Raw genomic sequence first — 20,144 nt, 5'->3', positions numbered from 1 at the left:
TGGACGCTCATCATGCTGCGACCCGCTGTATTTCTCGACAAGGACGGCACACTGCTCGACGACGTGCCGTACAACATCGATCCCGCGTTGATGCGCCTGACTCCTGGCGCGCGCGACGCACTTGCGCTGCTGGGCGCGTCGCCGTACGCGCTGTTCGTCATCAGCAATCAGCCGGGCGTAGCATTGGGCCTATTCGCGCGCTCGGCGCTGAAGGATGTCGAAGCGCAATTACACCGCCTGTTCACCGGGTGCGGAGCAACCTTGTGCGGCACGTACTGGTGCCCGCATCATCCGGATGGCACGGTGCCGCCGTACAACGTCGGCTGCGATTGCCGCAAGCCCGGGTCGGGCCTGTTGCTGCGCGCCGCGCGCGCACACGGCATCGACCTCGCGCGCAGCTGGTTTGTCGGCGATATTCTCGACGACGTCGAAGCCGGCAACCGTGCCGGCTGCCGCACCGTGCTGCTCGACAACGGCCACGAGACCGAGTGGATCGAAGGCCCGCTGCGCGTGCCGCTCGCGCGCGCCGCCGATTTGCACGAAGCCGCGCGGATCGTCGTTCGCCATGACAGTGGCGCCCCCACCACGTTCCACGCGGAAGCCACGCGATGAACGCCCCACTGCTAATTGCGCAGCCGACGCTCGCTCACGCGTGGGCGCCGCTGGAAGCAACGCCGCTCACGCGTTGGGGCGACGACGTCAAGCGCATTCTGTGCGTGCGGCTCGACAATCTCGGCGACGTGCTGATGACCACGCCCGCGCTGCACGCATTGCGAGAGTCCGCTGCGGATCGTCATATCACGCTGCTTGCGTCGCGCAGCGGTGTGGCACTGGCGCCTTTTCTCGACGATGTCGACGACCTGATCGAATACGACGCGCCCTGGGTCGCGCATGCGTCGAGCGCTATGCGCACGCTGGCCGAGGATCACCAGATGCAGGAGCGTCTGCGGCGCAACAGTTTCGACGCCGCCGTGATCTTCACGGTATACAGCCAAAGCCCGCTGCCGGCTGCGATGCTCTGCTATCTGGCCGGCATCCCGCGCCGTCTCGCGCATTGCCGTGAAAACCCCTATGCGTTGCTGACCGACTGGTTGCGCGAACCGGAACCCCAGCAACGCACGCGTCATGAAGTGGAACGCCAGCTCGATCTCGTGCGCCAGGTGGGCGCGCACTCGCTCGATACGCGCATGCGCTTCTGTGTGCATGAGGCCGACCGGCGCACGCTCGACGCGCAATTGTCGGCGCGCGGCGTCGATCGCGCGACCGAATGGCTCGTGCTACATCCCGGAGCGACCGCAGCGTCGCGCCGCTATCCGCCCGAGCGTTTCGGCGAAGTCGCCACCCGGCTCGCGCGCGAGACCGGCGCATCGTTACTGATCACCGGCAGTTCCAGCGAACGGCCGCTGGTCGAGGCGGTGATCCGCGCCGCCGCGCCAGGCGCTCGCACGCGACTGCACGATCTCAGCGGCATGCTGACGCTCGGCGAACTCGCCGCGTTGATCGAACGCGCGAGCGTGCTCATTTCCAACAACAGCGGGCCAGTGCATCTGGCTTCCGCGTTGGGCGCTCCCGTTGTCGATCTGTACGCGCTGACCAATCCGCAGCACACGCCGTGGCAAACGCCGCATCGCGTGCTGTTTCGCGATGTCGAATGCCGGTGGTGTTACCGCAGCGTGTGTCCGCAACAGCATCACGCGTGTCTGCTCGGCGTCGCGCCTGGCGAGGTCGTGCAAGCCGCGCTCGAATTGCGCGCCGACATGCCCACGGACGAGGCCGCCCCAAACCCGGACGCGAATGGCAACGCCCGCCATACCGACGCGCCGCCGCTTGCCGACGAACCGCTGGTTCCCTGAACCCTCTTTCATTGCGAACGCCCATGTACACACTCGGAATCAATGCCGTCTATCACGACAGCGCCGCAGCCTTACTGCGCGACGGCGTGGTCCTCGCCGCCGCGGAAGACGAACGCTTCACGCACGTCAAACATGCGAAACGCCCGGTGCCGTTTTCGACCTGGCAGTTGCCTTTCGATGCGATCGACTACTGCCTGAAGGCCGCCGGCATCACCCTCGCCGACATCGACCACGTGGCCTATTCGTACGATCCCGCGCTGTTCGGCGGCATGCCTGGCCGCGCGAGCGCCACCATCGAGCTGCCGTTCGATCCCGCCAATACACGCCTGACGGACCCGTCCGCATCGCCGTGGGACCCACTGTTCCTGAGCTACATCGCGAACGCGAAGGGGCAATTGCTCGACGGCGCGCCGCATCATTTGCGCAAGCGTTTTCAGGGCGTGGACCGCGACCACGGCTTCGAATGGCACTTCGTCGAACATCATCTTGCCCACGAAGCAAGCGCCTTCCTCGCCGCGCCGTTCGACGACACCGCCGTGCTGACCATGGACGGCCGTGGCGAAGGCGTGACGACTAGCATGGGACAGTTCGTCGGCGGCGAGTATGCGCGGCTCAAGCAGGTCGAACTGCCGCATTCCCTCGGGCTGCTCTATGAAGCCGTCACCGAGTGGCTCGGCTTTCTGCATTCGTCTGACGAGTACAAGGTAATGGCGCTCGCGTCATACGGCAAGCCGCAATACCTCGATGTATTTCGCGAGATCGTTCGCTATCGCAATGACGGCAGCTACACCGTCGAGGCACCGCGTCTGACCGCGCGTTTCGGACCGCCGCGCGAGCGTGGCGGTCCGCTCGAACAGCGCCACTTCGATATCGCGCATTCGCTGCAGCGCGTGCTCGAAGAAACCGTGCTGCAACTGGCCGGTTGGCTGCATCGGCAGACCGGGCTGCGCACCCTCACCATGGCCGGCGGCGTCGCGCTGAACTGCGTGATGAATTCGAAGTTGCGCGACGCCGGCCCATTCGACGACGTCTGGGTTCAACCCGCCGCCGGCGATGCGGGCACCGCGCTCGGCGCGGCACTATGGATCGACTACCGGGAACGCAGCGCACACGGCGACCGTCAGCGTCGCTGGACGATGGATCATGCATACCTCGGCCCGGAATATGGCGAGGCGGAAATCGAACAGTTCCTGCGCTGGTCGAAAGTGCCCTACCGCAGGCTCGGCGACATCGCCGGCGAAACAGCCGATCTGCTCGCCCACGGCAAGGTGATCGGCTGGTATCAGGGCCGCACCGAGTTCGGGCCGCGCGCGCTCGGCGCGCGCTCGATCCTTGCGTCGCCGGTCGATCCCCACATGCAGGCGAAGCTCAACGAGATCAAGGATCGTGAGGACTTCCGCCCGGTTGCGCCGGTCGTGATGGAAGAACATGCGAGCGACTGGTTCGTTGGTGGCCGAGCCGCGCCGTTCATGCTGTTCGTTTTCGACGTGCGTCCCGAGAAGGCCGAACGGATTCCCGCCGTGCGCCACGTGGACGGTACAGCGCGCGTGCAAACCGTCAACCGCACGCAGCATCCGCTCTACTACGACCTGCTGGCCGCGTTCATGCAACGCACCGGCGTGCCGATTCTGGTCAACACGTCGTTCAACACGCGTGGAGAGCCGATGGTGAATTCGCCGCGCGACGCGGTGGAATCGTTCTGGACCTCGCCGCTCGACGCCCTCGTGATCGGCCCATTCCTCGTCGAGAAAGCAGAGGTACGCGCATGAGTTCATCCGCGTCCGGTCCGCTCGATTTGCGCAGCGACTTCGGCAGTCCGCGCGGCGCCGCTGAGCCGATTGTCCGCGGCTGTGCCGATGCGCCGCACTCACAACTGGACATCAGCGTGGTCGTGCCGACCTATCGCCGGCCGGCGATGCTCGCTGTGTGCCTTGACGCCCTGTGTCAGCAGGACTTTCCGGCGGACCGCTACGAGATCCTCGTCTGCGACGACGGTCCGGACGAAGCCACGCGCGCATGCGTCGAACGCATTGCGCAGGCCCAAGCCGGGCGCGGATTAATGGTGCGCTACATACCGGTCACGCGCACGCAGGGCCCGGCCGGCGCGCGCAACGCCGGCTGGCGGCTCGCGCGCTCGCCGCTGATCGCGTTCACCGACGACGACACGCTGCCCGATCCGCGATGGCTGAGCGCCGGCGTCGCGGCACTCGCGCAAGGCGCTGCGGCGGCCGCTGGAACGATCGTCGTGCCGCTGCCGCCGTTGCCGACTGATTACGAAGCAGATGCGAGTGGCCTCGAACGCGCCGAGTTTGCGACCGCGAATGCGTTCGTCGCCCGCAGCTTTCTCAGTACGACGGACGGCTTCGACGAACGCTTCACCGCCGCGTGGCGCGAGGACTCCGATCTGCAATTCACGCTCATGCGCGCAGGCGGCGAGATCGTGCGCGCAATCGATGCGGTAGTCGTGCATCCGGTGCGGCCCGCGCGCTGGGGCGTGAGTATCGCGCAGCAGCGCAAGAGCCAGTTCGACGCGCTGCTTTATGGAAAACATCCCAAACTATTCAGAAACCGGATTCGCGCGCGGCCGCCGCTGCTCTATTACGCGATTCTGTGCGCCGCGTTGGCCGCGCTGATGGGCGGGCCTGCCGGCAACGCAGCCCTCGCGTCCGGCGGCGCGCTCGGGTGGTTCGTGCTGACGGCGTCTTTCTGTGTGATCCGCTTGCGCGGCCGCGATCGAAGCTGGCGGCATATCGCCGAGATGGCGTGGACGTCGATTCCGATTCCATTCCTTTCCATCTTCTGGCGACTCTACGGCGCCGTCCGTTTCAAGGTGTTCTTTCTATGAATGCTCCCACGTTTCTGGCAACGCTCGCGCCGCGCCGCATCGTCATCTTTCGCGCGCTGCAACTCGGCGACATGCTGTGCGCCGTGCCCGCGCTGCGAGCGTTGCGACAGGCGGCGCCACGCGCGCACATCGCGTTGATCGGCTTGCCATGGGCGCAAGCGTTCGTCGAGCGCTACGCGGACCTCGTCGATGAGCTGATCGTGTTTCCCGGCGCGGTCGGCTTTCCCGAACAGCGTGAGTCGAACGCCGGGCTGCCCGCATTTTTTTCGCAGATGCGCGCACGGCGTTTCGATCTGGCGATCCAGTTGCACGGCAGCGGCGGCATCGCGAACGATCTGCTGTTCGAACTCCGCGCGCAGGCCAATGTGGGCTTCGTGCAGCCCGACGAGGCGGCGCGACATGGCGTTTTCATCGGCTGGCCCGACGGGTTGCCAGAGTCCGAACGCTACGTCGCGCTGATGAATGCGCTCGGCGCGCCTGTGACCGAGCGGCAGTTGTGGTTCCCTCTGGGCACGCGCGACGGCGAGGAGTACGCCGCGCTGGTGGCTGAGCATGGCATCGAAGCGCCGAGGCTGGTGCTGATTCACCCCGGCGCGCAATTGCCGTCGCGCCGCTGGCCCGCCGAGCGCTTTGCCGCTGTGGCCGACAACCTGGCCGCCGACGGCTGGCAGATCGCCATCACCGGCACCGCCGCCGAAGCGCTGCTGACCGGCGCGGTGCTCGGCGCAATGACCGCGCCCGCGCTGCATCTGGCCGGCGGCACTTCGCTCGGCGCACTTGCCGCGCTCGTCGCGCACGCGAGGCTGGTGGTCTGCAACGACACGGGCATCTCTCACATTGCCGCCGCCACGGCCACCGCGTCGGTGGTGATCGCGTCTGGCAGCGACACGCGACGCTGGGCACCGCTCGACCACGCACGGCATCGCGTGCTCGCCGACTATCCCGCGTGCCGGCCCTGCTTGTTCCGCGACTGCCCTTATGGTCATCCGTGCGCGTTGAATGTCAGCGTGCAGCAGGTGGTCCAGACCGCGCGCGCGCAACTCGCCGAGGATAGCGGCGCGCATCCTGGCGCGCCGAACGCGTTGCACGCGCGTGCGAACGCGGAGACTTTCGAGGAGCGGCATCATGCTGCGTAATTGCCGCCGTCTGCGCGTGCTGACCTGGCACGTGCACGGCAACTATCTGTACTACCTGACCCAGGCGCCACACGAGTTCTATCTGGTCACGAAACCTGGTCATCCGCCCGGATATGCCGGCAGGGTCGGCGTGCTGCCGTGGGGCGAGAACGTGCACGAGATCGGTATTGACGACGTGCCCGATCAACCGTTCGACGTGATCCTGTACCAGCACAAGACGCACTGGGAACATGACCGCGAACACGTGCTGAGCGCGGCGCAACAGCGTCTGCCGCGAGTCTATATCGAGCACGATCCGCCCCAGGATAATCCATTCCAGCAATGGCATTGGGTCGACGACCCGGACACGCTGCTCGTGCACGTTACCCACTTCAACCAGCTGATGTGGGATTGCGGCGTCACGCCGACCCGGGTTATCGAACATGGCGTGGTGGTGCCCGAGGGCGTGCGCTACAGCGGCGAACTTGAGCGCGGCATCGTGGTGGTCAACCATCTGGCGCAACGCGGCCGGCGCCTCGGCGCGGACGTGTTCGCCGAAACCCGCACGCGCGTGCCGCTCGATCTGGTCGGCATGGACGCGGAGCGGCTGGGTGGCATCGGTGAAATCGGCAATCTCGATCTCGCGGCGTTCAGCGCGCGCTATCGCTTTCTCTTCAACCCGATTCGCTGGACCAGCCTGGGTCTGGCAATCGTCGAGGCGATGACGATCGGCATGCCGATCGTCGGCCTTGCGACCACCGAACTAGCCACCGTGATCCGCAATGGCGAAAACGGTTTCGTGGACACCGACGTGAACGCGCTGGTGGAGGCGATGAACGATCTGCTGCGCAATCCCGCCGAAGCCCGACGTCTGGGCGAAGGCGCGCGGCGCACTGCGCAGGAACGTTTTCATATCGACCGCTTCACGCAGGACTGGCACGAGGTATTGCAGCACGTCACCGCCTGAATCCAACCTCAGTCGCCATGCGCGAAGGACAGAGCACCATGAAAGAACTTAGCCGCAAACGGATTCTGGTCACGGGCGGCGCCGGCTTCCTCGGCTCGCACCTGTGCGAACGCCTCGTCATGCAAGGGCACGACGTGCTGTGCGTCGACAACTTCTACACCGGTACCAAGGACAACATCGCGCCGCTGCTGGACTGCGCGAACTTCGAATTGATGCGTCACGACGTGACCTTTCCGTTATACGTGGAAGTCGACGAAATCTACAACCTCGCGTGCCCCGCTTCGCCGATTCACTATCAGCACGATCCGGTGCAGACCACCAAAACCAGCGTGCACGGCGCGATCAACATGCTCGGGCTCGCCAAGCGCGTGAAGGCGAAAATCTTCCAGGCGTCGACGAGCGAAGTGTATGGCGACGCGCTGGTACATCCACAGACTGAAGACTACTGGGGTCATGTGAATCCCATCGGCCCGCGTTCGTGCTATGACGAAGGCAAGCGCTGCGCCGAGACCCTGTTCATGGACTACCGCCGTCAGCACGGGCTGTCGATCCGGATCGCCCGGATCTTCAATACGTATGGGCCGCGCATGCATCCCTCCGATGGCCGGGTCGTGTCGAACTTCATGATGCAGGCGCTGCGCGGCGAGCCGCTGACGCTCTATGGCGACGGTTCGCAAACCCGCTCGTTCTGCTATGTGGACGACATGATCGACGCGATTATCCGTTTGATGAATGTCGACGACGATCCGGGCGGCCCGGTCAATCTCGGCAATCCTCACGAGGTCACGATGCGCGAGATCGCGCGGCGCATAGTCACGATCACAGGCTCGGCGTCGCCGTTGGAATTGCATCCGCTGCCGACCGACGATCCGTGGCATCGCCAGCCGGATATCTCCCGGGCGCGTGAGTTGCTCGGCTGGCAGCCGCGAACTTCGCTCGACGACGGCTTGCTCGAGACTGCACATTATTTTCGCGCGCGGATGCAGGCCAGCACCGAACTGAGCGCGGCTGCTGTTGGGGAATTCGCCGCGACACTTTCACCTCGCCCGCTATGAAGGTACGCGCCTTGCCGTCTCTGTCACCTGCCCCGCCCGTCGGGTTCAGACTGTGGTTCGCCGGCTCCTCGCGAATAAACCGCACCGGCGAGGGAACTGCAAGCGTTCGATCGACGCGTCGGGGACGCTGCAACAAGGTCAACCAGAAGTCTGGCAGATCTCCGGCGCTGGGCGCTGATACCAGGACGACGCGCGCTGTTTTTACCAAGTCCTTCGGCCCGAGGATCGCATTCTCCTTCCAAACACTGCCGCGATGGAGCGTGTGTTTCCGTTGGCGCCCCCCGCGTTGACGTATCACCGCTCGTTGCTACGACTGCGCCGTCGCTGACGTTCGTCGTGTCGCATCGAACCCCAGGCAAGCGCGGTCGACGCTGAGCGCGGTATCCCCGTTTCGCTCCCCGTTAGCCGCGGGCGCCGCACGGTCGATGGCTTTGAGTCGGCCCCGGAAAGGGCTGGAAATGGCAGCGAACCCGACGCTGACCCTCATGGGTTGCCTCGACCGGCGACACGGAAAAGGCGATGACCGGCAGCCCGGGGCCTTGCCCGACGCCATCGGATAGTGGCGGCAGGATCGACTCCTGCAACGGAGATCTGCCGGCTCAGGACTGTTGTCAGGCGAGACAAACCGCGAGGCTTTTCAATGAAGATGAACGCTTATCACCGGGACCGGTCACTCGCGCATCGCATCTCGGTGGTCGTCCTCACGCATAACCGCGCGACGGAAGTGATGCACTGCCTGTCGCGCCTCCTTGCGTTGCCGGAGCAGCCCGGGGTGATAGTTGCCGACAATGCATCCAGCGACGGTACCGTCGCGCTGATCGAGGCGGGGTTGCCGGGTGTACGCGTCGTGCAGTGCCCGTCAAATTTAGGCGCCGCGGGCCGCAATCAGGCCGTCGCCTGTGTATCGACCGACTACGTCGCCTTCTGCGACGACGATATGTGGTGGGACGCGGGCGCCCTGGCGCGAGCGGTTCGTCTGCTCGACGCCTCGCCGCGCGTCGCGGTGCTGAGCGCCCGGGTGCTGGTCGGCGAGTCGCTGGAACTGGATGAGACATGTGTCCGTATGCGCAACAGTCCATTGGAGAGCCGTGATCTACCCGGCCCGCAGTTGACGGGCTACATAGCGGGCGCCTGCGTCTTCCGGACCGACGTGTTCCGGGCGGTCGGCGGTTACGAGCCGCGTCTTTTCATTGGAGGGGAAGAAGAACTGGTGGCGCTCGACGTGCTCGCTTCCGGCGGCGCAATTGTTTATCTGGATTCGGCGGTGGTGCATCATCATCCGTCGCCGGCGCGCGACAGCCGTTTGAGACGCCGGCTGCTGGCGCGCAATGCAGCATGGATTTCGTGGCTGCGTTTGCCTTGGCGCGACGCCTGCTTCACTACTGGGCTAGCCTTCGCGCTTCTGTGGCGAGAAGGCGCGTTTGCGCGCGACGCGCTCGCCATGATGAGCGCTCTCCCGTGGGCGCTGGCCCGTCGCCGGGTGGTCCCGCCTGCCGTGCTTGAAATGCGTCGGCAGGTGCATGATGCCGAACTACGTCAAAAGAAAGTCGACCAGGGCGCGCCGAGCTGATGGACCGTCAGCGACCCGATACTGGATGAGGGGGCGCGTCCGCGACTCCTATATAACGTTCAAGCGGCCCTCCTGTGCAGGGGCGATTCGCGGAGCGCTATCGAAGCTATGGGTTTCGCGCCGGCACGTTGCCGGGGGCGCCTCGATTGTCTCGCTGGGGCAGGGCCTCACGGGAGGCTGCCCGACTGTCCTGACGTCCACTGCGGTCACTCGAAGCATCGTTTTTCGTGGACGCGCCGTCCGACCGTGCCATCGGCTCGCGCAGAGGGTCCCCATTCGCGACGTGTCCGAAGGAGCGGCATCCCCACGCGATTCAGGGCGGCCCCGTCGGCGGCGGCTTTGACGCGAATGCCTGCGCCCAGGCAGCGGGCGAAGCCCGCACGCCTGAACAATCCGGCGCAACCGCCGGGCTTCCGCAGTGACATGTTCCGCCTACCTGCCGGGAGCAGGCGAAACCCGAGCAGCATGCATCGCGGTGCCTCGCGGCGGCTGCGTGAGGCAAGGCAGGGAAACCCCTGCTTTTCCTGGCGCCTAATGACGGCATGCGGCCCGCGTTGACGCCGCAGACCAAGGCCGCCCCGAAATGATCTGCCCGGCCTTCATGTCGGGCAATCCATAGGGCGGTCCGTCGAGGTGCGATCGAAGCCATGACGTTCGTCCATTCGTGCAACGCATTCTTGCCCGAGGGGCGGAAAGAGCGGTCGACAGGAGCCAACCGCTTCAGAACCGACCTGTGTGGATAACGCGAGCGCCCGCAAATGGTGGGGCCGTAATGCCCGCCTGCATCGTGTGGGTCGTACTGGATTCGAACCAGTGACCAACGGATTAAAAGTCCGCTGCTCTACCCGCTGAGCTAACGACCCGAGCTGCTCCCTCTTCATTCACCTCGCAAGCGCACCGTCTTTGCCCGCCACTAGCCGATATCAATCGTGCGGCTCGCGGATCGCGGCGGCTCCTGTTTTGGCACGGTCAACGTAAGCACGCCCCTGTCAAACTTTGCGAGAGCGTGGTCGGGATCGGCGTTTTCGGGCATCGGGACCGTGCGTGTGAAGGCCCCATATGCGCGCTCAAGCCGATAGCAGCCGTCTTCCTCGCTGTGCACGTCCTGTTTTTTCTCGCCGCGCAACACCAGCGCCCCGTCCTCGACACTGACGGTCAGATCCTCCCTTTCCATGCCTGGCAACTCCACAGTCACGCGCAGTATCTTCCCTTCGTCGACCACGTCGATGCGCGGCTGGAAACGCGATGAACTGAAGTCGCCAAACCATCGATCGAGCGGGCCGCGCGTTGCAAAGGGATCGTGAAGGAAATCCTCCATCGCACGCCACGGATCGCGTGAGAAAAGCCGCTGAATATCAGGCCATCCGGCACGCCATGGTTCGTCGGCCGGCGGACGTTGCGGACCGTCCGCATCGGGCTTGCGCGCTGAGCCGCGGAGAAATTTGAAAGGGTTCCACTTTTTGGGGTCGATGTTCATCTGCTGCTCCTCAATGATCTGGCAGGAGAGCCGGACCATGACGATCTGCATCCGCGCGTCCACGAACCGAGCGGTGGCGACCTCGCAGCCGCCACCGGTTGCTCTCCTGTCGCCGTTGCTGCTCTTCCGGGCTCAGTTCGTCTGCACCTCGATCCGTCGCGGCCGTGCTTCGTCGCGACGCGGAATCGTCAGCTTCAGCACGCCGTCCTGCAGGTTTGCATCGATCTTCGATGTGTCGAAGTCCGGGCTTAGCGAGAACGCGCGCGCGAAATGCGGTTCACGGATCTCGGCGTGCTGCAGCCGCAGACCGGCGGGTGTGGGCACGACCGCTTCGGCCTCGATATAGAGGTTGCCGTCGTGCACCTTCACGTCGAGTTTGTCTTTTGTGACGCCTGGCAGGTCCGCCCACAGCGTGATGCCCTGACTGTCCTCGAACACGTCGACAGCCGGTGTGAGCGTCATCCGTCGTGCCGGCTGGTCGCCCTCGCGTCGCGCCACTGCTTTCTGGTCGCATTCAGCAACCTGTGTCCTGTCGTTCATGGCTTGCTCCTTCAATAACTGGCGTTACTGGACAGTAATGGCCCGTGGCTTCGACGCTTCGCGCTTGCCGACGGTGATCGACAGACAGCCGTTGGTGTAGCGCGCCTGCACCCTGTGGGGGTCAGCATTCTGCGGCAGCTCGATCACGCGCCGGAAACTGCCGGTGAAGCGCTCCTGCGCATAGGTGCGGGCGTCGTCGCGGGTTTTGTCATCGTTGCCGGCCTGGGCAGGCTTGCGCTCACCGCTGATGGTCAGCAGGCCCTTGTCGATCGACACGTCGAGGTCGGCCAGCGTGAGGCCCGGCGCGAACGCGACGATTTCGATCGAGTCCTCGGTGGTACCGATGTTGAGTTGTGGAAAGGCCCCGAAGCGGCCCGAACGGATGCTGGACGGGAAGCCGCCGAACAGGCTGTCCATCTGCCGCTGCAGACGGTCAAACTCACTGAACAGGTCGGCTCTGGAAAAGAGATCACTCATCGTATCCTCCTATGATGCAGCGAGGAGGCGAACGGGCCTACGCGCTCCAGTTCGCCTGCCAGGCCGCTGGCAAACAAATCGAAACACGCAGTGCACCAGATATGACCGGCGCATCTGCCTGAGCGAAATTAAAGATAGAACCTACGGTGAAAATTTCAAGGGGGCGATGGCGAAATTCCGCTCTTGAGAGCTGGTACAACATACGCCGCCTGCACAGCAGCATCGGCTACTGTTCGCCGCTCGAGTTCGAAAACCTGCATGCGCAAGATCAAAGCTTATCGCCGCGCGGGTTGCCCACCGCCGGGCAGCGTCGTGGTCGTGACAGGCGACCCGCCGCCCGACCGTGGACAACCCGCGATTCAACCTTATCGGGAGGTGCCACACCGCATTAAACTCGACTGCGAGGCCCGGAATTACAGGCCATCCACCGACAGCCGCCGCGTTATGCCGGTAAGGTACGTCAAACGCCTTTCGGGAATGGGTCGGGCGGGTACAGTGCTTGCTGCTGATAGCGCCCCTCTGCCCACGCACCGCGAGGCGGTAAACAAACAGCAACTGCACAGTGACCAGGGCCCATTATGCGTGGTAACACTTGTGCAGCTAATAGGGTGCGGCGTCAACGGTGTGACGAGTGCGATCGGCTACCGTGTCGACGCGCGCATCACGTAAATCACTACACTGGAAAAGCCGATACATACGAAAGGAGGTTCACGTGATCATCAGGATCGAAGTTTCGGATGCGGAACTGGACGAAATGGACTGCAGTTCTGTCGAAGAATTTGAGGAACAGATTCGCGACCAGCTCGATAACGGCGTCGTGACCAGCGACGGAGGCACTGGCTCTGAATGGATGCCCGAGTACGAACTCGAAGTCATCAAGGTCAATTGAGGACGGATCGGAAATGCGCGATGCCGAAGAAACCGCCTTCTTCACGATGGTACTGGAACACGATCGTCAGCGTACGCTCCCCTTCCTGTCAATCGGCAACCCACGTCACTGCGGCGCTGTCTGTCGTCATATTAACGACACAAGAGCGCTGTCGATCTCGACAGGAGCGCGTTATGGTCCTTGCCGTGGGCGACGACATGCCGGAATAAGCCAATTCAGGAACGCGCGGCCTGGCCAGACGCCGCTACAGCAGAAGCCTGTTAATCAGGCCGACCAGTTCGATTGCACTGAACGGCTTGTGCAAGAAAGCGAAAACCGGCAGGTCTCGCGGTACGTTAATAGCGGACGTCAAAATCACGGGAATGTGGGCAAGCAGGGGCGCGGCTCTCAATTCACGCACAAGCCTGATGCCATCCATGCCCGGCATCACGGCGTCGGTCACGACAATGTCGGGAACAGCCTGCGACACAGCATGGAGTGCCTCTGCGCCGTTCTCTGCCGTGCGTACGTTATGCCCCTCAAGAATGAGCAGCGCTTCCAGTGCATGCAGCAAATCAGCTTCGTCCTCAACGAGCAGCACGTTGGCCATCTTTCGCTCCAGGCACAACAGCAATAGGGATGCCGCCGTCTCTCGCCCAACACGGCGCGCGTGGCGTTTCGCATGTGAACCCGTACGGATACCCTGACGTGTTCTTGCGCAGTCGCCCCTCACGCGGGCCGGCGCCCCGGCTTATCTTCGTTCACGGCAGACGTTTCGGCGAGGGGAGAAGCGCCAGTGTCCCGACGGGTCCTTTACTGCCACCGCACCATAGTCATACAAGACCTCGCAAGCGGTTGCAGGTCGCAGACCGCCTATGTCGTCGATGATCAGAAGGGTGCGCACAGGTGCGTCTCCGCTTACTCCGTGGACATCCGAAGCCGGCCCAGCGTGACTCCTTTCTCCGGTGAAGCGATTCGCTGCGCCGCAGATGCTGAGATACTCACCATGGGCGACATACTCGGCACGCTCTTCCCCGTGAGAATCCCACTCCAGCATTTCCGGGCGCAACGAGGGCGCCGGGTCGTGTTTCCCCGCCTGGTAAAGATGCCCATGACACGGGGCTAACCCTAGCGCCTGCAATGCCTGAAACGCCTCGTCGCCGTCGCGATACAATTTGAAAAGTCCAACCAGAACTTGCGACATGTCCCTCCCCGAATCAGACGAAATTCCGGCGTGCCCTAAGTAGCGCTTCAACCGCGAACTGGGCGCGTCGCCTGTGCCACTGCCACTGCCACTGCCGATAGCGAGCAAGGCGCACTCCCGGGAAGTCGTCGCAACCCTGGTCGCCACGAGGATGGCTGCAAGTTTTTTCCAGTGGGCAGTGCGCCGGTCGATACGCTTTTACCCTCCCGGATCGGGCACGCGCTCAGCACTGTGCACGACTTCGCCCGCAGAATGCATACCGCGTTTTCGGGAAAGCATGCAGTCAATGAACGTGTGCGCGCGGTTCTCCGCATACTTAAACGCTTCGCGATCCGAAATGAATGCGAGGCGCTCTGGAAAACTTGCTATCGTCTTGGATGGATCTCCAAGCCCAATAATGATCCACGACACTTTGTATCGACGCCCGACGCCGTGAAAAGACAACGTCCTGGCGGGAGTGACCTGAACATTGATGCTGTACCCACGGTACGACGCATAGGTCTGTACGGACATTTACGCCTCCTCGTCTCGCGACTGCCTGCATCGGCACTCAGGGGCGAGCAACCGCCATGCCGCATAGGCGCGGGTGGGGGAAAGTACCGACGGGAAGTGGCGGAAAATAACCCTGCGACGGAAGTCGATCAGTGCGGTCGCGTGCGGGCGAAAAAAAACCGCAGGCGATGCTGCGGCGCGCCAAACACACACACGCCGCGCGTTGGGAATGCTGACGTGTTTGCACATGGTATCCAGGCTCGCAGTGGATGCAAACTCGGCGTCTTGTATGATGTTTGCCGTCTTACCTCAAAGACCCTTGCAGGACGGCTCCGCCGCCGTGCCGACTGGCCGGGTGGTCGCAAAAAAACCACACCGGACCGAGTTCGACGTAAAAAAGCCGACCTGGTTAGCAGCGGTCGGGGAAGATGCGCAGCGGCGATATGAAGTCATCTGTCGTCCCCTGAACCCAAGCTTCGCCCAGATGAACCAGCGTGGGCTTTATCCCGACGCCGCCCATGAATCAGCGTCCACCACATGAAGACGAGGGACGGTTCGCGCTGTGGCGCCAGAAGCTCTCCCCCGGTATGGTCGATTCGCAAAGCGTGGTGCTCATGCCGACATTCCGGTAGGAGAGTCGCTCGCCCTACTGCTGAGGTTGAAAGGTTTTGTCGCGGTAGCCACGTCGACCAGGGAACAACGGGAGCTGATGATCGAACATGGGAGACCGCGCGCGTTGCTGGTCGACACGCGCTTGTGTCGCGCCGACGATTTCCGCTTCGTCACACGACGTCTCCCCGTTTGCGAACCAACGGACTTGCGTGTCACACCTGGGCAACGCGATGTGAGCCGGCCTGCAAAACGGGCAATCCGTCCACGACGCGACTGGAGTAATCAGCCTCCCGGTGGCGGGCACCGATAATGCTGCCGGGCTTAACGTGTGCTTGCGTTTGCAAAGGGACGGTGACCGCAGCATTGGCCATTTTGCTTGCGCGCAACGAATGACTTTCCACGCGAGACTTTTTCGACGGTTCAAACCCTGCAGCTTTTCAAAGCCGTACGAGCGCGCGCGGAATCGTATAACAATACGCATATCGCCAGCGGTACGACTAAGTTATTCGTTTAAATTCAGTAGCTCATGTCATTTATGAAACTCGTCGACTGGAATGTTCAATGGGGATGCGGCGTAGACGGCCGCGTCGATCTCGCCCGGATCGTGCGGGAAGCGCGCGACTTGTGCGACTTCGACGTGCTGTGCATGCAGGAAGTGACACGCGGCTTCAACGAAGCGCCAGCGGCAGGCGGGCTGAAGGGCTCGCCATCGTCCGATCAGTTCGCCGAGCTCGGCGGCTTGCTGCCCGAGATGACCGTGATCGACGCGATCGGCCCCGATCTTCCATCCCTGCGCGACGGCCGGCATCGCCGGCAGTTCGGCAACGCCATCGTGACCCGCTTGCCGGTCCGGCAGGTACTGCGCCATTCGCTTCCATGGCCCGCCGATCCCGCCAAACCATCGATGCTGCGCGTCGCGCTCGAAGCGGTGCTCGACACCGACGTCGGCCCGCTACGCGTGATCAGCACGCATCTGGAGTTCTATTCGGAAAAGCAGCGGCTAGCGCAAGTGGAGCGACTGCGGGAGTTGCATCTGGAAGCGTGCGATCACGCGCGGTTTCCGGCGCGCGCGGAAAAGCCGGACAGCCCGTTTGCCGACACGGGTCGCCCGATGAGCGCGGTTCTCTGCGGCGACTTCAACAGCGCGTTCGAGGATGCAGCGTATTGCCGGATGCTCGAACCGATCGCCGGCGCCCCCGCGTTTGTCGACGCGTGGGCCTGCGCGCATCCTGGCGAGCCGCGCGCGGCGACCGTCGGCCTGTACGATCATGAGCAATGGGCCGACGGACCCTTCGCATGCGATTTTCTTTTCATCACGGAGGATCTCAAACCGCGCCTCACGTCGTGCGATGTAGACCCTCACAGCCGCTCGTCCGATCATCAGCCGATGTGGCTCGAATTGCGCTGAACCGGATCGGCGGCGAACGGGCAGCGATCAGCCGAGCCCGGCGTTCGCCAACGAGACCGCGCCCACCATGATGAGGCTGCTCGCCCAGACCCTATCCAGATTGAACCAGCTCCGCGAGACGAACTTGAGCCCCAGATAGCGATAGACCAGCCACGCGAGAAGGCCGCCCGCAGCGATCATCGCAGCGCCATGCACGGCGGAGACCAACAACGCCATGCGCAGGTTGTCACCGATCAGGACCTGCGCGGCCCGATGCCCGTGTTCCATTCCATACGAGCGGCACAGCCCGAGATAGATCGGCACCAGCATCAGCCCCGCGCCGTGTGCAATGGCAATCGCGAACGACCATAGCGCGAGACGCGACGGCGGAATCCGCGCGAGCACACGCGGATGGCGTCGCCAGACCAGCAGACACGCACCAAAACCGATGACGAGCACGCTCGCCCCGATCTGTGTTCCGCGCTGCCATTCGAACAGGATCGCCAGCATCGCGAACGGCAACATCACGACGAACATCGCCAGCACGTGCCCCGCCGCGAGATACAGCAGCGCGGCGAGCAGCGCCCGCGCGCGCCGCTGAATCAAACCGTTCGCAACGGCGAGCGGCCAACCCATTGCCGGGTTGATCCCGTGATAAAGACCGCTCGCAAGGATCGCTAACCAAAGGCCGATGCGCGGCCCGCCTTCCCCGATCAAATTCCCACCGATGGATAACAGAACGAATCGGTCGAGCAATCGCCACCTTCGAGCCGGATCTGATGAGCCCGGTAGCCTTGCGGAAAGCTCACCCAGAAATCGTCGGCCAGCGTGAGGCCGCCACCGGGTTCGGCGCGCGCCATTACCTGCGCCGCCGGCACCCCCGCTGGATAGAACTGGTCGTCCCAGGTCGAATACAGCGAGTTGGTCCAATAGACGCGCTTGCCGTCGCGGCTGATCTCGACCATCTGCGGCCCCCCCGCGAAGGCTTCGCCGTTCGGATGACCCGCGCGCCGCACGATCCCGCCGAGGTGGACCGAACCCGTCAACTTGGGCTTGCGGGGTTCCGTCACGTCGTATTGCCGCATCTCGCCGGTTCCCCAGCAGGCGACGTACAGGAATCTGTCGTCGAGCGAGAGATCGATATCCGTGACGAGCGGCGGCACCGCGCCGAAGCCCTGAAGCAACGCTGGGAGATGTTCCCCCGCGGCGGGCTCGGGCGCAATGGTCGCCGTCTTCTCGATGTGGAACTGTCCACCCTCGCGCCACCAGGTCCAGATCGACCCTTCCAGATTGGTGGTGTCGACCACCACGCCGATGAACCCGTGCTCGCGGGTGGGATCGTGCGCGGGCCGCACTTCGAGCGCCATCTGGTGATTCGCGCCGAGGTCGATCGTCTGCACGTTGCGCCTTGCCCGCAGGTCCCAGAAGTGGATGCGGTGCCCGTATTTGTTGGACAGAAGATCCGCGGCGACAATCCCGTTTTCGAATTGCGGCGGCAATGCCCATTCGCTCGACACCATGTAGTCGCGCGGCAGGTTCCACCAGAAATCGTAGTGTTTCTCCTGGGGACCCCGGTCGATCTCCCAGCGACCAAGCACATCGAACGTCTCGCAGTCCATGATGAAGATTCCGGGCGGCCCGTCGGTGCCGTCTTTCCCACCGCCGCCCAGCGTGCTGACGTAAATGCCCTCGGGCCCGCAATGGACCGTATGTGGACGCGAGTAACCCGTCTTGCGGAAGATTTCCTCGGGTTCGATAATCTTGTGAATGCGCGCCTGGGTCGGATGAGGCTTGGTATCGACAATGTAGATGCGCGAGGAGCGCATCCCGGGAATGATCAGGTAGCGCCGTTCGAGGAACGCGTGGCCGGTTAGCGGCGATAACGCCGACGAGCACGCATTCCATCCGAAGTGATGGAACTCGTCGCCCTTGTGCGGCACCGCAACCGTATGAACGACTTTGCTGTAGGTCGGCGAGCCGGGCTTCACGTCGACGACGGCGAGCGCGTCGGGCTGCGAGAAGTCGGGGCTGAGCAGCAGCGTGTACGCGTAATCTTCCGCGGGTGCATCCATCGCGAGTTTCGGCGACGCGTGAAACGTGGGATCCGGGCGCATACCCATGATGGAACTCTCCTTGTGTGGCACAACGACGCTCAGCATAGATTTGTAGTCCACGCTTACGGCGAGATCAACCGGAAGTTTTCGTTTCGTTCGGCGCGCGTCGTCTTTCGCACTGCGTCGATCCGCGCGCGCCGCCGCTGGCTGCGTTCGCAAACCGCGTCATTTGCAATGCACGAATGATTAGAAGCAACCGCTCGGGGATTGCTTATAGTGGATCGCCTGAAACAATTCCACCCGGGATCGGGATCTTCGATGAAACCCATTGTGTTCTTCGCTTCGGATAGACGCTGCCAGCGCGTGCCGCCGGTATAACCGATGTCATGCTATTCGCTAATTACGTCGCACTGCAGATTAACTCTTCCCCGATCGAAGGACCATTAGAATGAGCAAGCTGTTAAAAGTAGTCGCCGTCTCCCGCGGATTGAAGCGGCCTTCGCGCACGCTGGTCGTAGTCGAAAGGCTGCTCGCCAAACTCGGCGAAGCGCTCCCTCTCGATACGCATCTGATCGAGTTGAGCGACATCGTGCCACGCCTCGCAAGCGCCGTGCATCGCGCTCAGGCTCCGGCGGATGTCGAGGCAGAACTCGAGGCCATCGAATCGGCCGATCTGCTGGTGGTCGCGAGTCCGGTGTATCGCACTTCGTATACGGGGCTCTTCAAGCATCTGTTCGATCTGGTCCATCACGAGGCACTGCTCGACCTCCCGGTGCTGCTCGCCGCAACCGGCGGCAGCGATCGTCATGCGCTCGTGATCGACCATCAGTTGCGGCCCTTGTGCAATACAACGACGGTTTCCGCACCAACCTCATCGGCACGCCGCAGCAAATCGCGCAACGCATCGTCGAATTGAAATCGGTCGGTGTGGATCTCGTGCTGGCCGGGTTTCTCCACTTCATCGAAGAGGTGGAATATTTCGGCAAACGCGTGTTGCCGCTTGTGCGCGAACTCGAACGCAAGCAGCACGAGAAGGCTGCCTGATCATGAAAAACTGACCGTCGCCGACCTTTGCGGACCGGCCGTGGCAACCTGCTTTGCCACGCAAACGGGCCCGAGTGTGTCGGAAATGAGACAGAGGCCCATCGCTCACTGGATGCATTCGACCGCCGGCGGATCTCTCGCATGAGCCAGTCGGCCGTCGTTAGTGTCCACTTCCCGCTCCGGCGGATGCGTATGCTCGGCCCGCTGCGCCTGCCGCGACAGACTGGCTTGAAAGGCCCGACAGCAGCCATCCCCGGGGCAATCGGGCTTTCGCCAGCGAAGCTCCGCATCGGTTTGTTCTGCTGCATCCTGCACGCGAGCGATCCGTGCGCCGTGGTCGGCACCTTCAAATCGAAATCAGAAGAAACTAACTAGATGGTACAAATCCGTATAAACCCCGAAAGACGCGTTATTACGTTTGATTGACACTTCGGCTGTTCTCCAATACTGAGCGCGACTCTGTGCTCCCGTTGCGCGTCGGCACGGCATGCTCGCCGGCTACGCACCGCGCACGCTGGATTACCGGGCGATCACTAGTGACAGAGATCAACAAAAGACATCCACAGAGATTCACACAGGAGTAG

General features: G+C 63.3%; 20 protein-coding genes, 1 tRNA gene and 1 pseudogene. 14 read left to right on the top strand and 8 right to left on the bottom strand.

Annotation, left to right across the window (positions count from 1 at the left end):
* The first annotated feature begins 12 nt into the window (after positions 1–12).
* The 8 genes from PQR02_RS20255 to PQR02_RS20220 all read left to right on the top strand — a co-directional run bounded on the left by PQR02_RS20255 (position 13) and on the right by PQR02_RS20220 (position 9,405).
* Complete coding sequence (locus PQR02_RS20255; RefSeq protein ID WP_408234766.1) at positions 13–612, top strand: D-glycero-alpha-D-manno-heptose-1,7-bisphosphate 7-phosphatase; 600 nt, start codon at positions 13–15, stop codon at positions 610–612.
* The gene (waaF, locus tag PQR02_RS20250; protein ID WP_408234763.1) at positions 609–1,853 is read left to right on the top strand and encodes a lipopolysaccharide heptosyltransferase II; all 1,245 of its coding nucleotides are present in this window, start codon (positions 609–611) and stop codon (positions 1,851–1,853) included. Before PQR02_RS20255 ends, waaF begins: the two co-directional genes overlap by 4 nt.
* Positions 1,854–1,876: 23 nt before the next feature.
* Positions 1,877–3,622, top strand: a complete 1,746-nt coding sequence (locus tag PQR02_RS20245) for a carbamoyltransferase family protein (protein ID WP_408234760.1) — start codon at positions 1,877–1,879, stop codon at positions 3,620–3,622.
* Positions 3,619–4,698, top strand: coding sequence for a glycosyltransferase family 2 protein (locus PQR02_RS20240; protein WP_408234757.1), 1,080 nt, complete (start codon positions 3,619–3,621; stop codon positions 4,696–4,698). Before PQR02_RS20245 ends, PQR02_RS20240 begins: the two co-directional genes overlap by 4 nt.
* Positions 4,695–5,834: a glycosyltransferase family 9 protein gene (locus PQR02_RS20235; protein ID WP_408234754.1), complete on the top strand. Its 1,140-nt coding sequence runs from the start codon at positions 4,695–4,697 to the stop codon at positions 5,832–5,834. Before PQR02_RS20240 ends, PQR02_RS20235 begins: the two co-directional genes overlap by 4 nt.
* Positions 5,824–6,780 carry a glycosyltransferase family 4 protein gene (locus PQR02_RS20230; RefSeq protein WP_408234751.1) on the top strand — a complete coding sequence of 319 codons (957 nt, stop codon included), beginning with the start codon at positions 5,824–5,826 and terminating at the stop codon, positions 6,778–6,780. The genes PQR02_RS20235 and PQR02_RS20230 overlap by 11 nt, the downstream gene beginning before the upstream one ends.
* Positions 6,781–6,818: 38 nt before the next feature.
* Entirely contained in the window at positions 6,819–7,835 is a 1,017-nt protein-coding gene (locus PQR02_RS20225) for a UDP-glucuronic acid decarboxylase family protein (RefSeq protein WP_408234748.1), read from the top strand.
* Positions 7,836–8,475: 640 nt separating this feature from the next.
* A complete protein-coding gene (locus tag PQR02_RS20220; protein ID WP_408234745.1) occupies positions 8,476–9,405 on the top strand; it encodes a glycosyltransferase family 2 protein in 930 nt (309 codons plus the stop codon).
* Positions 9,406–10,195: 790 nt separating this feature from the next.
* Here the strand turns inward: PQR02_RS20220 and PQR02_RS20215 are convergent.
* The 4 genes from PQR02_RS20215 to PQR02_RS20200 form a co-directional block, all read right to left on the bottom strand.
* A tRNA-Lys gene (locus PQR02_RS20215) sits at positions 10,196–10,268 on the bottom strand.
* 50 nt (positions 10,269–10,318) lie between these two features.
* Positions 10,319–10,882, bottom strand: coding sequence for an Hsp20/alpha crystallin family protein (locus PQR02_RS20210; protein WP_408234939.1), 564 nt, complete (start codon positions 10,880–10,882; stop codon positions 10,319–10,321).
* A gap of 132 nt (positions 10,883–11,014) precedes the next feature.
* Positions 11,015–11,422, bottom strand: a complete 408-nt coding sequence (locus PQR02_RS20205; RefSeq protein ID WP_408234742.1) for an Hsp20/alpha crystallin family protein — start codon at positions 11,420–11,422, stop codon at positions 11,015–11,017.
* A gap of 24 nt (positions 11,423–11,446) precedes the next feature.
* On the bottom strand, positions 11,447–11,899 hold the full coding sequence (locus PQR02_RS20200) for an Hsp20/alpha crystallin family protein (RefSeq protein ID WP_408234739.1): 453 nt from the start codon (positions 11,897–11,899) through the stop codon (positions 11,447–11,449).
* 712 nt (positions 11,900–12,611) lie between these two features.
* Between PQR02_RS20200 and PQR02_RS20195 the strand changes: the two genes are divergently transcribed.
* Entirely contained in the window at positions 12,612–12,788 is a 177-nt protein-coding gene (locus tag PQR02_RS20195) for a hypothetical protein (protein WP_408234736.1), read from the top strand.
* 244 nt (positions 12,789–13,032) lie between these two features.
* Here PQR02_RS20195 and PQR02_RS20190 read toward each other — a convergent pair whose 3' ends face one another.
* Positions 13,033–13,377, bottom strand: coding sequence for a response regulator (locus tag PQR02_RS20190; protein ID WP_408234733.1), 345 nt, complete (start codon positions 13,375–13,377; stop codon positions 13,033–13,035).
* A 792-nt stretch (positions 13,378–14,169) separates the two neighbouring features.
* Positions 14,170–14,484, bottom strand: a complete 315-nt coding sequence (locus tag PQR02_RS20185; protein ID WP_408234730.1) for a hypothetical protein — start codon at positions 14,482–14,484, stop codon at positions 14,170–14,172.
* A gap of 268 nt (positions 14,485–14,752) precedes the next feature.
* Here PQR02_RS20185 and PQR02_RS20180 point away from each other — a divergent pair, with 268 nt between their 5' ends.
* Both PQR02_RS20180 and PQR02_RS20175 read left to right on the top strand, forming a co-directional pair.
* Positions 14,753–15,004, top strand: a complete 252-nt coding sequence (locus tag PQR02_RS20180; protein ID WP_408234727.1) for a hypothetical protein — start codon at positions 14,753–14,755, stop codon at positions 15,002–15,004.
* Positions 15,005–15,610: 606 nt separating this feature from the next.
* Positions 15,611–16,483, top strand: coding sequence for an endonuclease/exonuclease/phosphatase family protein (locus PQR02_RS20175; protein WP_408234936.1), 873 nt, complete (start codon positions 15,611–15,613; stop codon positions 16,481–16,483).
* Positions 16,484–16,510: 27 nt separating this feature from the next.
* On the opposite strand, the gene PQR02_RS20170 is transcribed toward PQR02_RS20175, so the two are convergent.
* Both PQR02_RS20170 and PQR02_RS20165 read right to left on the bottom strand, forming a co-directional pair.
* Positions 16,511–17,098 carry a hypothetical protein gene (locus PQR02_RS20170; protein WP_408234724.1) on the bottom strand — a complete coding sequence of 196 codons (588 nt, stop codon included), beginning with the start codon at positions 17,096–17,098 and terminating at the stop codon, positions 16,511–16,513.
* Between the two features lie 77 nt (positions 17,099–17,175).
* A complete protein-coding gene (locus tag PQR02_RS20165) occupies positions 17,176–18,582 on the bottom strand; it encodes a selenium-binding protein SBP56-related protein (RefSeq protein ID WP_408234721.1) in 1,407 nt (468 codons plus the stop codon).
* Between the two features lie 382 nt (positions 18,583–18,964).
* On the opposite strand from PQR02_RS20165, the gene PQR02_RS20160 reads away from it, so the two are divergent.
* From PQR02_RS20160 to PQR02_RS20150, 3 genes and pseudogenes are all read left to right on the top strand, one after another.
* The gene (locus PQR02_RS20160; protein ID WP_408234718.1) at positions 18,965–19,432 is read left to right on the top strand and encodes an NAD(P)H-dependent oxidoreductase; all 468 of its coding nucleotides are present in this window, start codon (positions 18,965–18,967) and stop codon (positions 19,430–19,432) included.
* Positions 19,354–19,560 (top strand): annotated as a pseudogene (locus PQR02_RS20155) (dimethylsulfone monooxygenase SfnG); the annotation flags it as partial. The gene PQR02_RS20160 and the pseudogene PQR02_RS20155, both read left to right, overlap by 79 nt.
* 141 nt (positions 19,561–19,701) lie before the next feature.
* Positions 19,702–19,935 carry a hypothetical protein gene (locus tag PQR02_RS20150; RefSeq protein WP_408234715.1) on the top strand — a complete coding sequence of 78 codons (234 nt, stop codon included), beginning with the start codon at positions 19,702–19,704 and terminating at the stop codon, positions 19,933–19,935.
* Positions 19,936–20,144 lie beyond the last annotated feature (209 nt).

It is taken from the genome of Paraburkholderia sediminicola (assembly GCF_046026895.1).
Taxonomy (GTDB): domain Bacteria; phylum Pseudomonadota; class Gammaproteobacteria; order Burkholderiales; family Burkholderiaceae; genus Paraburkholderia; species Paraburkholderia sediminicola_C.
This window is presented reverse-complemented; position numbering and strand designations above follow the sequence as displayed.

Bases quoted from the DNA above. Each gene is read 5' to 3' on its own strand.
- PQR02_RS20165 (WP_408234721.1), bottom strand. From the start codon at position 18,582: ATGGGTATGCGCCCGGATCCCACGTTTCACGCGTCGCCGAAACTCGCG.
- PQR02_RS20160 (WP_408234718.1), top strand. From the start codon at position 18,965: ATGAGCAAGCTGTTAAAAGTAGTCGCCGTCTCCCGCGGATTGAAGCGG.
- PQR02_RS20175 (WP_408234936.1), top strand. From the start codon at position 15,611: ATGAAACTCGTCGACTGGAATGTTCAATGGGGATGCGGCGTAGACGGC.
- waaF (WP_408234763.1), top strand. From the start codon at position 609: ATGAACGCCCCACTGCTAATTGCGCAGCCGACGCTCGCTCACGCGTGG.
- PQR02_RS20235 (WP_408234754.1), top strand. From the start codon at position 4,695: ATGAATGCTCCCACGTTTCTGGCAACGCTCGCGCCGCGCCGCATCGTC.
- PQR02_RS20190 (WP_408234733.1), bottom strand. From the start codon at position 13,377: ATGGCCAACGTGCTGCTCGTTGAGGACGAAGCTGATTTGCTGCATGCA.
- PQR02_RS20255 (WP_408234766.1), top strand. From the start codon at position 13: ATGCTGCGACCCGCTGTATTTCTCGACAAGGACGGCACACTGCTCGAC.
- PQR02_RS20240 (WP_408234757.1), top strand. From the start codon at position 3,619: ATGAGTTCATCCGCGTCCGGTCCGCTCGATTTGCGCAGCGACTTCGGC.
- PQR02_RS20220 (WP_408234745.1), top strand. From the start codon at position 8,476: ATGAAGATGAACGCTTATCACCGGGACCGGTCACTCGCGCATCGCATC.
- PQR02_RS20205 (WP_408234742.1), bottom strand. From the start codon at position 11,422: ATGAACGACAGGACACAGGTTGCTGAATGCGACCAGAAAGCAGTGGCG.
- PQR02_RS20185 (WP_408234730.1), bottom strand. From the start codon at position 14,484: ATGTCCGTACAGACCTATGCGTCGTACCGTGGGTACAGCATCAATGTT.
- PQR02_RS20230 (WP_408234751.1), top strand. From the start codon at position 5,824: ATGCTGCGTAATTGCCGCCGTCTGCGCGTGCTGACCTGGCACGTGCAC.
- PQR02_RS20200 (WP_408234739.1), bottom strand. From the start codon at position 11,899: ATGAGTGATCTCTTTTCCAGAGCCGACCTGTTCAGTGAGTTTGACCGT.
- PQR02_RS20225 (WP_408234748.1), top strand. From the start codon at position 6,819: ATGAAAGAACTTAGCCGCAAACGGATTCTGGTCACGGGCGGCGCCGGC.
- PQR02_RS20170 (WP_408234724.1), bottom strand. From the start codon at position 17,098: ATGGGTTGGCCGCTCGCCGTTGCGAACGGTTTGATTCAGCGGCGCGCG.
- PQR02_RS20210 (WP_408234939.1), bottom strand. From the start codon at position 10,882: ATGAACATCGACCCCAAAAAGTGGAACCCTTTCAAATTTCTCCGCGGC.
- PQR02_RS20245 (WP_408234760.1), top strand. From the start codon at position 1,877: ATGTACACACTCGGAATCAATGCCGTCTATCACGACAGCGCCGCAGCC.
- PQR02_RS20180 (WP_408234727.1), top strand. From the start codon at position 14,753: ATGATGTTTGCCGTCTTACCTCAAAGACCCTTGCAGGACGGCTCCGCC.
- PQR02_RS20150 (WP_408234715.1), top strand. From the start codon at position 19,702: ATGAGCCAGTCGGCCGTCGTTAGTGTCCACTTCCCGCTCCGGCGGATG.